This is a genomic window from Streptomyces tendae (assembly GCF_008632955.1).
GTDB lineage: Bacteria > Actinomycetota > Actinomycetes > Streptomycetales > Streptomycetaceae > Streptomyces.
In genome coordinates, this window is record NZ_CP043959.1 from 254,688 (window position 1) to 267,057 (window position 12,370).

Here is a 12,370-nt window from a genome sequence, read left to right on the forward strand (position 1 = left end):
CCGGTGACGCAGTCGGTCACCTCACATGTTCGTCGGCCACCGCGAGAGCCGTGTCGAGGGCCGCCAGCCCTTCCTTCAGCTCCGCCTCGCTCGTGTTGAGCGGCGGCACCACGTGGGTGCGGTTCATGTTCACGAACGGCCAGAGGCCGGCCTTCTTCGCGGCGGCGGCGAAGGCGGCCATCGGGGCGTTGGCCTCACCGGCGGCGTTGTAGGGCACCAGCGGCTCCCGGGTCTCCCGGTCGCGCACCAGCTCCACCGCCCAGAACATGCCGGTGCCGCGCACCTCGCCCACGCTCGGGTGGCGTTCGGCCAGCTCCCGCAGCGCGGGGCCGACGACGGACGCGCCGAGGGAGGCGGCGTTCTCGACGACGCCCTCCTCCTCCATCACGTTGATCGTCGCGACGGCGGCTGCGCAGGCCAGCGGGTGCCCGGAGTAGGTCAGGCCGCCCGGGTAGGGGCGGGTGCCGAAGGTGTCGGCGATCGCGGGGGAGATGGCGACTCCGCCGAGCGGCACGTAACCGGAGTTCACGCCCTTGGCGAAGGTCATCAGGTCGGGCACGACGTCGTACAGGTCCGCCGCGAACCACGTGCCGGTGCGGCCGAACCCGGCCATCACCTCGTCCAGCACCATGACGATGCCGTGCTTGTCGCACAGTTCGCGGACCCCGGCGAGGTAGCCGGGCGGGGGCGGCATGATGCCGGCGGTGCCCGGGACGGTCTCCAGGATGATCGCGGCGATCGTGGACGGCCCCTCGAAGGCGATCGTCGTCTCCAGGTGCTCCAGCGCCCGCGCGCACTCCTGCTCCTCGGTCTCGGCGTAGAAGCGCGAGCGGTACAGGAACGGCGCCCAGAAGTGCACGACCCCGGCGGTGCCGCTGTCGGAGGGCCAGCGGCGCGGGTCGCCGGTGACGTTCACGGCCTGCTGGGTGCCGCCGTGGTACGAGCGGTACGCGGAGAGGACCTTGGGCCGGCCGGTGTGCAGCCGCGCCATGCGCAGGGCGTGCTCCACGGCGTCGGCGCCGCCGTTGGTGAAGAAGATCTTGTCCAGGTCGCCCGGGGTGCGCTCCGCGATCAGCCGGGCCGCCTCCGAACGCGCCTCGATCGCGAACGCGGGCGCGAAGGTCGTCATCCGCGCCGCCTGCTCCTGGATCGCGGCGACGACCTTGGGGTGCTGGTAGCCGATGTTGGTGTAGACGAGGCCGCTGGTGAAGTCGAGGTAGCGGCGGCCGTCGTAGTCCCAGAAGTACGACCCCTCCGCCCCGGCGACGGCGAGCGGGTCGATGAGCTCCTGCGCGGACCAGGAGTGGAACACGTGCGCACGGTCGGCGGCCTTGACGGCCGCACCGGCCTGGGGGTTGGGCTGAGGGGTCATGCGCCCGAGGGTAGGGGGGAGCGGTGGGGGAGCGACATCGGCGGCCTGTCTGCGGTCGGGAGCTTTCCGCGACAGGTTGTCGACAAGGGGGGCCGGGTGACCCCGCACGAGTGATTGACAGTCTGACAGTCTACTGTCGTCATGACAGCCTGTTGTCATAGCTCGGCGGAGGAACCAAGAGCATCCGACTTCAGGGAGCGGTCATGACCCGCAAGCCCGTGCATCTCGCCCTCTACGACACCTGGGCCGACTGGGAGACCGGTCACGCCACCGCGCACCTCGCCCTCGCGGGCCACGAGGTCCGCACCGCGACCCCCGGCGGCCGGCCCGTCACCAGCATGGGCGGTCTCCGTGCCCTGCCCGACCTCGCGCTGGAGGAGCTGCGCCCCGAGGACAGCTCCCTGCTGATCCTCCCCGGCGCCGCCGCCTGGGACGAGGGCGACGACCTGGCCCCCGCCGCCCGCACCGCGCGCGCCTTCCTCGGCGCGGGCGTCCCGGTCGCCGCGATCTGCGGTGCCACCGCCGGACTCGCCCGTGAGGGTCTGCTCGACGACCGCGCCCACACCAGCGCCGCCGCCCCCTACCTCGCGGCGACCGGCTACGCGGGCGCGGACCGGTACGTCGAGGCGGACGCCGTCACCGACGGCGCCCTCGTCACCGCGGGGCCGACCGAACCGGTCGCCTTCGCCCGCGAGATCCTCACGCTGCTCGGCGCCTACGACGACAAGGCGGTCGACGCCTGGTACCGGCTGTTCCACGACTCCGACCCGGCCGCGTTCGCCGAGTGGACGCAGGCGGCGGGCCGGTGAGCCGGGAGGAACAGGACCTGCTCAGCCGGGGCGCGCTCGGCACCTTCCGGCTGAACGGCCAGTTCCTCGCGGTCGCCGAGGAACTGGCCCGCCCCGCGGGGCTCACCGCCGCCTGGTGGCAGGTGCTGGGCGCGGTCCTCCGTGAACCGCTGCCGGTGTCCGGGATCGCCAGGGCCATGGGCATCACCCGGCAGAGCGTGCAGCGCGTCGCCGACCTGCTGGCGGAGCGCGGCCTGGCCGAGTACCGGCCCAACCCCGCCCACCGCCGCGCCAAGCTCCTCGCCCCGACCGAGGAGGGCCGCGCGGCCGTCCGCCGGATCGACCCCGGGCACGCGGCCTACGCGGGGCGGCTCGCGCGCGCCTTCGAGGAGGCGTACGGACAGGAAGGGCTCACGGAGGCGGTGCGCGCGCTGGAACGCCTGTCCGAGGTCCTCGACGCCCTCGGCCCGCCTGTTACGGAACCGTAGAGGTCGCCCAGCTCACCGGGCACCGGGCCGCCACTATCCTCGATCTGTTGCTCACTGCGGGGGGAAGGCGGCGCAGCGATGGACGAGCTCGGGTTCGGGGATCCGACGGGGGTACCCCCGGGCGGACAGCCCTGGGGGAGGATCGGGGCCTACCGGCTGCTCGCACGGCTGGGCGCCGGCGGCATGGGCCAGGTCTATCTCGCCCGGTCCGACCGGGGACGCACGGTCGCCGTGAAGCTGGTCCGCGAGGAGCTGGCCCGGCAGGAGGAGTTCCGTGCCCGCTTCCGCCAGGAGGTGCGGGCCGCCCGGCAGGTCGGGGGCGACTGGACGGCGCCGGTGCTGGACGCCGACACCGAGGCGGCCGTGCCGTGGGTGGCCACCGGGTACGTCGCCGGGCCGAGCCTCCAGCAGGTGGTGGGACACGACCACGGGGCGCTGCCCGAACGGTCGGTGCGCATCCTCGCCGCCGGGCTCGCGTACGCCCTGAAGGACATCCACGCGGCGGGGATCGTCCACCGTGACCTCAAGCCGTCCAACGTGCTGGTCACCATCGACGGGCCGCGGGTCATCGACTTCGGCATCGCGCGGGCGCTGGAGACGGTGACCGACGGCGGGCTCACCCGCACCGGGGCGCTCGTCGGCTCGCCCGGCTTCATGGCGCCCGAGCAGGTGCGGGGCGACCGCGTCACGTCCGCCTGCGACGTCTTCTGCCTCGGCTCGGTCCTCGCCTACGCCGCCACCGGCGTGCCTCCCTTCGGCACCGCCGACAGCGGGGTGCACGCCCTGATGTTCCGCATCGCCCAGGAGGAACCGGACCTGAAGCAGGTGCCCGAGGGGCTCGCCGAACTGGTCCGGGCCTGCCTGCGCAAGGACCCGGCCGCACGGCCCACGCTCGACGAGGTGCTGGCCCGCACCGGCGCGGAGGACACCGTCGCCGACGGGCGTTCCCGCGACCCGTGGCTGCCCAGCGCCCTGGTCGCCCAGCTCGGCCGCCACGCGGTACGGCTCCTGGACGTGGAGGACCCGGAGGCGCCGGCCGGCGCGGGACCGGGGGAGCCGGGGAGTGTGCGGGCGCCCGCTCCTGCCGGGCCGCCCGGTGCCACGCCCGAGCACGCCCGCGCCGCCGACGCCACCGCCGCGCCACCGCCCGACGCCTCCGCCCCGCCCCCGCCGGGACAGCCCGGCGTGAACCACCTGCCCACGGTCGTGGTCGGCCCGGGCCACCCCGCCCCGCCCCCGGGACCGGCGCCGGGCGGCGCGTACGGCCACCCGCAGCCGCACCCCCAGCCGCCCGCGTACGGCTACCCCTACGGCGGCCACGGCCCGGGCGGGACCCCGCCGTACGGGCCGCCGCCCTTCACCGGGCACCCGCAGCCGTACGCGCCGCCGCACGACCCGCGCCGGGACGGCCGGTCCACCGCGCTCCTCGTGGTGATCGCGCTGGTCGTGGCGCTCGCCGCGGGCGGCACCGTGTACGCGCTGATGAACGGCAGCGAGCGCGACCACCGCGCGGGCGGCGACCCGACGACGCCGGCCGCGGCGTCGGACAGCGAGCAGCGGAGCACCGGCGGCCCGGCGACCACCGACGACGGCCGGCCGGCCGGGAGCGGGGAGCCGAGCGGCGACGACCCGGCGGGCGGGACGGTTCCCACGGAGTTCCTGGGCAGCTGGTCCACCACCATCGACAACGACAGCGGGCACCACAGCCGCCGGCTCACCGTCCAGCAGGGCGAGGTCGGCGACACGGTGATGTCCCTGGTGGCCGACGGGCCCACCGGCAGCGGCTCCTACCACTGCGTCTTCGAGGCGCCTCTCACCGGCGCCTCCGACGGCCTGCTGCGGATCGGCCCGTCCACCGTCACCGTCGGCGGGTCGGGCGCCTGCACGCCCGGCTCGTCCAGCGAGATCACCCTGCTTCCCGACGGCTCGCTGCGCCGCGTGAGCAGCGGCACGGGCGAACAGCTGACGTACACCCGCGACTGACCGTCGCGGGTGCCCCGGCCGCGGCGCGCCGCACGGTCAGCCGATGTCGAAGGCCATGTCGGTCACGTACCACCCGCCGTCCAGCTTCGACGACTCGATGCCCACCTCGAGCTGGCCCTTCTCCAAGCCGGTGGAGTTGGACAGGATGACGTCCTCCAGGGTCCGGCCGTCGATCGTGATCTCGTCGGCGGAGTAGCGCGCCGTGTCGCCGTCGGCCGGCGCCCCGGTGACCTCCACGCTCGGGTTCTCCGTCCCGGACGCGGGGGTGAACGATTCCTGGAACGCGCCGATGCTCTTCTGGATGCGCCGGCCCTGCGCCGAGTCGTCGGCGCAGGTCTCCTCGGAACCGGTGGTGGGCGGCGGGCCCTCCTCGCCCATCAGCAGGCACGCCTGCTTCACCTCGCCCGTGACGACAGCGGTGACCCATGCGGCGACCGTCGCCTCCGGCGAGGACCGGTCCGCGGTGGACGAGTCCGCCGGGGCGGACGCTGAGGGGGACTGCGGGGACGCCGCCGGTGAGCTGCTCGTCGTCGCCTTCGCGTCGGTCGTGGGACCGTCCTCGCCGGAACAGCCCGTGAGGCCCGCGGCCGCCGCCAGCAGTCCCGCGGTCACCCAGCCCACATGCTTCGTTCTGTCGCTCACTCGCACCGTCCCGGTCGTCACGTCGTCGTGTACGGCACCGCCTGCCACAGACGCACAGGTGGCACCAGTCGCATGTCGAAGACGCGTTCGGAGAAGCGGTGGTTCCGGCCGGCACCCCGTACGTGAACACCCCCCGCACCCGCGCCGGCGCCGATCGACGCGCCGCGTGTGCACAGCGTTCCCTCAGCGGGCCTCCGGCGGCCGCTGCCGGGGCATGTTCGGCCGGGCGCCGTTCGGCGGGGACGGAAGACGACCGGCCGGGACGGCGCCCTCCGGCCGCCCCGCCCCGGCCAGCACCGTCCGCACCCCCAGCGGCGCGCCCCCGCTGCGGAACTCCATCATCCAGTCGGCAGTCTCGACCCGGACCAGCTCCGTCACGTCCTCCGTGAAGCGCCGCAGCACCGTCAGACAGCGCTCCGCCGCCTCACCGGCCGTGCCCTCCGCGGGGCCCAGCACCTCGCGGACGCACTCCGACGCCCAGTCGAACTGGAACGCCTGCAGCCGCCGGTGCACGGCCTGCACGGTCGCGACGTCCCGCATCCAGCCGGACGTCATCCCGAAGAACCGGTCGCCCGCCACGCACGCCACGGCGAGCAGCAGCGCGAGATATCCCCAGGGCGTGACACCGTCCGCCGCCCCGGTCAGGTCCAGCAGCGGCAGCGCGGCCCCGGTCAGCGCGCCCAGCGCGGAGCCGGCCCGCAGCGCCCACGCGCACCGCCGCTTCCAGGCCCGGTCGGCCAGGTACCAGGCGGCCGTGTCCAGCGCCCCGCGCTCCACCCACCGGTACAGCTCGTCCAGCCGCGCGGCCGGCTCACCCCAGTCCCCGAGCGGGAACGCCCGCCCTCCGGGGTCGCCGGGCCACGGTCCGGCCGCGCCGTCGCCCCGCCCGTCGTGTGGCCGACCCTCGGGCTGCATCTCCGGCTGAACCACCCGGTATCTCCCCTCCTGAACCGACCTGGCCGGCTCCGCGCCCACGCACCGTGCGCGCTCGGCCGGTCACGCGTGGTGCTCGCGCGCCGGGCCTTTCCTACCGCCCAACGGGTGGGCGCGTCGGGGGTTCGCGTCCTTTTACGCCCGGAAGGGGGCCGTGATCAGGTATAGGGCCCCCGAGGGGACTCACCCGAAAGTGTGCCGGGGCGACGGCTGTCCCGACCACGTAGGCTCGTGCCGAGCGGTGCGTCCCCTCGCACCCGGACCGACGGACCGACCTAGGAGCTGAATCGTGATCCCCGGTGGTGGCCAGCCCAACATGCAGCAGCTGCTCCAGCAGGCACAGAAGATGCAGCAGGATTTGGCCAAGGCCCAGGAGGAACTGGCCAGGACGGAGGTCGAGGGCCAGGCCGGCGGCGGTCTGGTCAAGGCGACCGTCACCGGATCCGGCGAACTGCGGTCGCTGAAGATCGACCCGAAGGCGGTGGACCCGGAGGACACCGAGACCCTCGCGGACCTGGTCGTCGCGGCGGTCCAGGCGGCCAACGAGAACGCCCAGACGCTGCAGCAGCAGAAGCTCGGTCCGCTCGCCCAGGGGCTCGGCGGGGGCGGCATCCCCGGTCTCCCCTTCTGAGCGAGGCCACCGGCCCGGGCCTCGCGGGCCTTCGGGGCTTCTAAGCGGGGCCGCGGGCCTCTACCGTACGTAGTGAAGGAACACCAGGAAGGACGGCAGTCCGTTGTACGAAGGCGTGGTCCAGGACCTCATCGACGAGCTGGGGCGGCTGCCCGGCGTCGGTCCCAAGAGCGCGCAGCGGATCGCCTTCCACATCCTGCAGGCGGAGCCCACGGACGTACGGCGTCTGGCGCACGCGCTGATGGAGGTCAAGGCGAAGGTCCGCTTCTGCGCGACCTGCGGGAACGTCGCGCAGGAGGAGCAGTGCAACATCTGCCGCGACACCCGCCGCGACCCCGCGGTCATCTGCGTCGTGGAGGAGCCCAAGGACGTCGTGGCCATCGAGCGCACCCGTGAGTTCCGGGGCCGCTACCACGTGCTGGGCGGCGCGATCAGCCCGATCGACGGGGTCGGCCCCGACGATCTGCGCATACGGGAACTCCTGGCCCGGCTGGCGGACGGCACGGTGACCGAGCTGATCCTGGCCACGGACCCCAATCTCGAAGGCGAGGCCACGGCCACGTACCTCGCCCGCATGATCAAGCCCATGGGCCTGAAGGTCACCCGCCTGGCCAGCGGCCTCCCGGTGGGCGGCGACCTGGAATACGCGGACGAGGTGACCCTCGGCCGCGCCTTCGAGGGGAGACGACTCCTAGATGTCTGACGCCACGCTGCACGCGACGCACCAGAACCCGGACGACTTCGCGGTACAGATCGCCGATCAGATCGAGAGTTTCCTGGTCGCCGTCACCGAGGTCGCGAAAGGCGACGAGCCGGACTCGGCCGTGCCGTTCCTCCTCCTGGAGGTCTCCCAGCTGCTGCTGGCCGGCGGTCGCCTGGGCGCCCACGAGGACATCGTCCCCGACGAGCGTTACGAGCCCGACATGGGCCCCGAGGCGGACGTCGACGAACTCCGCGAGAACCTCGCCCGGCTCCTGGATCCGATCGACGTCTACTCCGAGGTCTTCGACCCCTACGAGCCCCGCAAGGCCCCGGTTCCGGCCCGCATCTCCGACGACCTCACCGACGTCATCACCGACCTGCGCCACGGCATGGCCCACTACCGCGCCGGCCGTACGTCGGAGGCGCTGTGGTGGTGGCAGTTCTCCTACTTCTCCAACTGGGGCTCCACGGCGTCCGCGTCGCTGCGCGCCCTGCAGTCGGTCGTCGCCCACGTCCGCCTGAACCAGCCCCTGGCCGAGCTCGACGGCCTGGACACCGACCAGGGCATCGGCGACGACACCCTCGAGTTCGAGGCGGGCAGGGTCATGGCCGAGGAGATCGGCACCCCTCTGGGCGTGCGTCCCGTCACCTGAGGGGCTTGCGAGACCGCGGTCCTCGACTCCGCGCCGCGCCCCGTCAGCCCCAGGGCGGCCCTTCGTTGATCCCGAACAGCACGGACATCAGCACCAGCAGCCCCAGCGGTACGACGACGAACGCCGTCTCCGGCCGTTCCCGCCGTACCGTCTGCCACGCGAGCGCGACGAGCGGCCCCGACAGCCCTCCGGCCATCAGCGCCCACCCCGCCGCACGGCTGCCGGCCACGTTGAACGCGACGAACGCCGCCAGGACGAACAGCGCGGGAGAGGCCCACAGGTGCCGCAGCGCCTGCGGGGCTTCGACGTCGCTCATCGATGTGTCTCCTTCCGCCGCGGGGTGGTGCGCCGTCCCCCCGGCACGGCGCACCACCCCCACACGACGAGTCCGGTGTCTCAGACGAGGCCGCGGATGTACGTGTACAGCTGGTACTGAGCCTCGGCGCCGGCCGCGACCCAGGCGATGCGGACCGGGTGGTACCAGGGCAGACCGTCCATGTACGAACGGAACTTGCCCCAGTTCGACTTGGCGGCCTTGACCGCGCCGCTGTACACCTTGCCGCCGTGCTTCTTCAGCAGGTTGAACAGGGCCTTGGCGGCGCCTCCGACGGCCCCACGGGCCTGGACCTCGGTGGCCGTTCCGTCGGCCACGGCCCGCAGGGACGTGGTGTCCCGGGCGTTCAGTCCGGCGGAGACGGCCGGGTCGGCGAGGAGCGCGCGGGCCTGGGCCGCGGTGAGTGCCGGCGCGGACGAAACCGCCGCGGGGGCCGAGGTGGTGGCCTCGGAGGCCTGCGCCAGGCTCGCGCCCGCCCCGACCGCCAGGACGGCGACGGCCGAAACAGCGGCCAGACGCAGAGTAGTGCGGGTCATGTACGATCTCCCTTGTGTTCAATCACAAGGGGAGGAAGCCCAAAAGGGCGACCTGGACTGGCGTGGAAACCGAAATGGTCCCCCCGTGGACTTCTTCCCCCGATTAACTTCCCCTCCGGCCGCCGCGTCACTTCGTAAGGGCGGTTCCGGCGTCCGAACCCGGCTGGTCAGGCCAGGTGTTCGACGCGGCAGGAATGTAACACGGTGGATGATCATCTCGCCAATGGCTGTTTTTGTTCACCTGTCCGCGGGGTCGGGTAATTCAGTTTTGAATTCAACGTCCGGGGCTTGTCGGCGACGCCCTCGAATCTCCCGCGTTTCCGCAGGCCGTCGGAGCTTGAGAGAAAATGGAGCGGAACGCGGGCCGGCGCCGGTGCCCGACACGTTCCGGCCCGTCCGGCGTCGTCGACCGTCCCGGGCCGCCCGTGGGCGTCAGCCCCCACACCCGGTTCCAAAAGCCTCAGCGACTGAAAACTGCCACGCCGAAGTGTGACGCGGGGCACTTTTCGAGTGGCGGGGCTGCGGTTGGGCATGAGCCCCTGGCGAGCGTCCGATGTCTCACCATGCGATATCGCGAAGGGGGGATTTTCGGACGTCGATAGACTGAGCGGACCACGCCGCACACATGTGTGGGCGGACTGTGGACAACGACGGACTGAGCGAGGAGCGCACGTGGGCCTTGTCGTGCAGAAGTACGGAGGCTCCTCCGTAGCCGATGCCGAAGGCATCAAGCGCGTCGCCAAGCGGATCGTGGAAGCCAAGAAGAACGGCCACCAGGTGGTCGCCGTGGTTTCCGCGATGGGCGACACGACGGATGAGCTGATCGATCTCGCCGAGCAGGTTTCCCCGATCCCTGCCGGCCGCGAGCTCGACATGCTGCTGACCGCCGGATCTCCATGGCCCTGCTGGCCATGGCGATCAAGAACCTGGGCCACAACGCCCAGAGCTTCACCGGCAGCCAGGCAGGTGTCATCACCGACTCGGTCCACAACAAAGCCCGCATCATCGATGTCACACCGGGCCGGATCAAGGCCTCGGTGGACGAGGGCAACATCGCCATCGTCGCCGGGTTCCAGGGCGTCAGCCAGGACACCAAGGACATCACCACGCTCGGCCGCGGCGGCTCCGACACCACCGCCGTCGCCCTCGCCGCCGCGCTCGAGGCCGAGGTGTGCGAGATCTACACGGACGTCGACGGTGTGTTCACCGCCGACCCGCGCGTGGTGAAGAAGGCCAGGAAGATCGACTGGATCTCGTTCGAGGACATGCTCGAACTGGCCGCCTCCGGCTCCAAGGTGCTGCTCCACCGCTGCGTGGAGTACGCCCGCCGGTACAACATCCCGATCCACGTCCGCTCGTCCTTCAGCGGACTGCAGGGCACGTGGGTCAGCAGCGAGCCGATCGAGCAAGGGGACAAGCAGGTGGAGCAGGCTCTCATCTCCGGTGTCGCGCACGACACCTCCGAGGCCAAGGTCACGGTCGTCGGCGTGCCCGACAAGCCCGGCGAGGCCGCGTCGATCTTCCGCACGATCGCGGACGCCGAGATCAACATCGACATGGTCGTGCAGAACGTGTCCGCCGCGTCCACGGGGCTGACGGACATCTCCTTCACCCTGCCGAAGACCGAGGGCCGCAAGGCCATCGACGCCCTGGAGAAGAACAAGGGCACCATCGGCTTCGACTCCCTGCGCTACGACGACCAGATCGGCAAGATCTCCCTCGTCGGCGCGGGCATGAAGACCAACCCCGGCGTCACGGCCGACTTCTTCACGGCGCTCAGCGACGCCGGCGTCAACATCGAACTGATCTCGACCTCCGAGATCCGCATCTCGGTCGTCACCCGCAAGGACGACGTGCCGGAGGCCGTGCGCGCCGTGCACAGCGCCTTCGGCCTGGACTCCGACAGTGACGAGGCCGTGGTCTACGGAGGCACCGGCCGCTGATGACCGGCACCGCAGGACCCGGACGTTCCGGGCGGCCGACGCTCGCGGTCGTGGGAGCGACCGGGGCCGTCGGCACGGTCATGCTCCAGATCCTGTCCCAGCGCGCGGACGTCTGGGGCGAGATCAGGCTCATCGCCTCCCCGCGCTCGGCCGGCCGCAAGCTGGCCGTGCGCGGCGAGGAGGTCGAGGTGGTGGCGCTCACCGGGGACGCCTTCGACGGGGTCGACGTCGCGATGTTCGACGTGCCCGACGAGGTCTCCGCCGAGTGGGCGCCCGTCGCCGCCGCCCGCGGCGCCGTGGTCGTCGACAACTCCGGCGCCTTCCGCATGGACCCGGACGTGCCGCTGGTCGTGCCCGAGGTCAACCCGCACGCGGTGCGGAGCCGCCCGCGCGGCATCGTCGCCAACCCCAACTGCACCACCCTGTCGATGATCGTCGCGATGGGCGCGCTGCACGCCGAGTTCGGCCTGCGTGAGCTGGTCGTCTCCTCGTACCAGGCGGTCAGCGGGGCCGGTCAGGCCGGCGTGCGGACCCTGCGCGAACAGCTGTCCCTGGTGGCCGGCACCGACCTGGGCACGAATCCGGGCGACGTGCGGCGGGCCGTGGGGGACAACACCGGGCCGTTCCCGGAGCCGGTCGCGCTGAACGTCGTGCCGTGGGCCGGCTCGCTGCGGGAGGACGGCTGGTCGTCCGAGGAGATGAAGGTGCGGGACGAGTCCCGCAAGATCCTCGGCCTGCCCTCCCTTCCCGTCGCGGTCACCTGCGTCCGCGTCCCCGTGGTCACCGTGCACTCCCTCACCGTGCACGCCCGCTTCGAGGGCGAGGTCACCGTCGCCAAGGCCCGCGAGATCCTCGCGACCGCCCCCGGCGTGGTCCTCTTCGACAACCCGGCCGCGGGCGAGTTCCCCACCCCCGCCGACGTCGTCGGCACCGACCCGACCTGGGTCGGCCGGGTGCGCCGGACCCTGGACGACCCGACGGCGCTGGAGCTGTTCGTGTGCGGGGACAACCTGCGCAAGGGCGCCGCGCTCAACACCGCGCAGATCGCCGAACTGGTGGCCGCCGAGCGGCCGGTGCCCTAGCCCCGGGCGCATACCCGCGGTGCCCTGGCCCCGGGCGCATACCCCGGCCGGTAAATGTTCTGGATCACGGAGGATTCGTTTGTAGGATCCGTGAGGAACTTGTGGACCGGTTCTTCGGTCTGGACCACTTGAACATGCAACTTCCTGGACCGAGGATTGCAGACGAGGATTCACCTCCCCGCCAGCCGCAACCGAGCGGAGGGCGGGGAGCGTCTTTGCGGTCACCCTTATCCGGGGCGTGGGGACGCTGCTTCCCAGACGTGGGGACGTCTGGAACCGGGCG

General features: G+C 72.4%; 12 protein-coding genes and 1 pseudogene. 8 read left to right on the forward strand and 5 right to left on the reverse strand.

The window, feature by feature from the left end; all coding sequences use genetic code 11:
• Positions 1-16: 16 nt before the first annotated feature.
• Entirely contained in the window at positions 17-1,372 is a 1,356-nt protein-coding gene (locus F3L20_RS01225; RefSeq protein WP_150151233.1) for an aspartate aminotransferase family protein, read from the reverse strand.
• Positions 1,373-1,575: 203 nt separating this feature from the next.
• Here F3L20_RS01225 and F3L20_RS01230 point away from each other — a divergent pair, with 203 nt between their 5' ends.
• The 3 genes from F3L20_RS01230 to F3L20_RS01240 all read left to right on the forward strand — a co-directional run bounded on the left by F3L20_RS01230 (position 1,576) and on the right by F3L20_RS01240 (position 4,631).
• The gene (locus F3L20_RS01230) at positions 1,576-2,181 is read left to right on the forward strand and encodes a DJ-1/PfpI family protein (protein WP_150151236.1); all 606 of its coding nucleotides are present in this window, start codon (positions 1,576-1,578) and stop codon (positions 2,179-2,181) included.
• The gene (locus F3L20_RS01235) at positions 2,178-2,648 is read left to right on the forward strand and encodes a MarR family winged helix-turn-helix transcriptional regulator (RefSeq protein WP_145829220.1); all 471 of its coding nucleotides are present in this window, start codon (positions 2,178-2,180) and stop codon (positions 2,646-2,648) included. The genes F3L20_RS01230 and F3L20_RS01235 overlap by 4 nt, the downstream gene beginning before the upstream one ends.
• Before the next feature lie 78 nt (positions 2,649-2,726).
• Positions 2,727-4,631, forward strand: coding sequence for a serine/threonine-protein kinase (locus tag F3L20_RS01240; RefSeq protein ID WP_150151239.1), 1,905 nt, complete (start codon positions 2,727-2,729; stop codon positions 4,629-4,631).
• Between the two features lie 36 nt (positions 4,632-4,667).
• Here F3L20_RS01240 and F3L20_RS33875 read toward each other — a convergent pair whose 3' ends face one another.
• On the reverse strand, positions 4,668-5,273 hold the full coding sequence (locus F3L20_RS33875) for a hypothetical protein (RefSeq protein ID WP_167534438.1): 606 nt from the start codon (positions 5,271-5,273) through the stop codon (positions 4,668-4,670).
• A 183-nt stretch (positions 5,274-5,456) separates the two neighbouring features.
• Positions 5,457-6,203, reverse strand: coding sequence for an SLATT domain-containing protein (locus F3L20_RS01250; RefSeq protein ID WP_150151242.1), 747 nt, complete (start codon positions 6,201-6,203; stop codon positions 5,457-5,459).
• 292 nt (positions 6,204-6,495) lie between these two features.
• Here F3L20_RS01250 and F3L20_RS01255 point away from each other — a divergent pair, with 292 nt between their 5' ends.
• The 3 genes from F3L20_RS01255 (at position 6,496) to F3L20_RS01265 (ending at position 8,192) form a co-directional block, all read left to right on the forward strand.
• Positions 6,496-6,837 carry a YbaB/EbfC family nucleoid-associated protein gene (locus F3L20_RS01255; protein WP_024885754.1) on the forward strand — a complete coding sequence of 114 codons (342 nt, stop codon included), beginning with the start codon at positions 6,496-6,498 and terminating at the stop codon, positions 6,835-6,837.
• 103 nt (positions 6,838-6,940) lie between these two features.
• Positions 6,941-7,540: a recombination mediator RecR gene (gene recR / locus F3L20_RS01260; RefSeq protein WP_030863096.1), complete on the forward strand. Its 600-nt coding sequence runs from the start codon at positions 6,941-6,943 to the stop codon at positions 7,538-7,540.
• Positions 7,533-8,192 carry a DUF5063 domain-containing protein gene (locus F3L20_RS01265; protein ID WP_145829224.1) on the forward strand — a complete coding sequence of 220 codons (660 nt, stop codon included), beginning with the start codon at positions 7,533-7,535 and terminating at the stop codon, positions 8,190-8,192. The genes recR and F3L20_RS01265 overlap by 8 nt, the downstream gene beginning before the upstream one ends.
• A gap of 43 nt (positions 8,193-8,235) precedes the next feature.
• On the opposite strand, the gene F3L20_RS01270 is transcribed toward F3L20_RS01265, so the two are convergent.
• Together F3L20_RS01270 and F3L20_RS01275 are read right to left on the reverse strand one after the other, a co-directional pair.
• Complete coding sequence (locus tag F3L20_RS01270) at positions 8,236-8,508, reverse strand: hypothetical protein (protein ID WP_150151245.1); 273 nt, start codon at positions 8,506-8,508, stop codon at positions 8,236-8,238.
• 80 nt (positions 8,509-8,588) lie between these two features.
• Positions 8,589-9,062: a hypothetical protein gene (locus F3L20_RS01275; protein ID WP_150151248.1), complete on the reverse strand. Its 474-nt coding sequence runs from the start codon at positions 9,060-9,062 to the stop codon at positions 8,589-8,591.
• 672 nt (positions 9,063-9,734) lie between these two features.
• On the opposite strand from F3L20_RS01275, the pseudogene F3L20_RS01280 reads away from it, so the two are divergent.
• Both F3L20_RS01280 and F3L20_RS01285 read left to right on the forward strand, forming a co-directional pair.
• Positions 9,735-11,005 (forward strand): annotated as a pseudogene (locus tag F3L20_RS01280) (aspartate kinase).
• A complete protein-coding gene (locus F3L20_RS01285) occupies positions 11,005-12,087 on the forward strand; it encodes an aspartate-semialdehyde dehydrogenase (RefSeq protein WP_150151251.1) in 1,083 nt (360 codons plus the stop codon). The pseudogene F3L20_RS01280 and the gene F3L20_RS01285 overlap by 1 nt, the downstream one beginning before the upstream one ends.
• Positions 12,088-12,370: the final 283 nt, after the last annotated feature.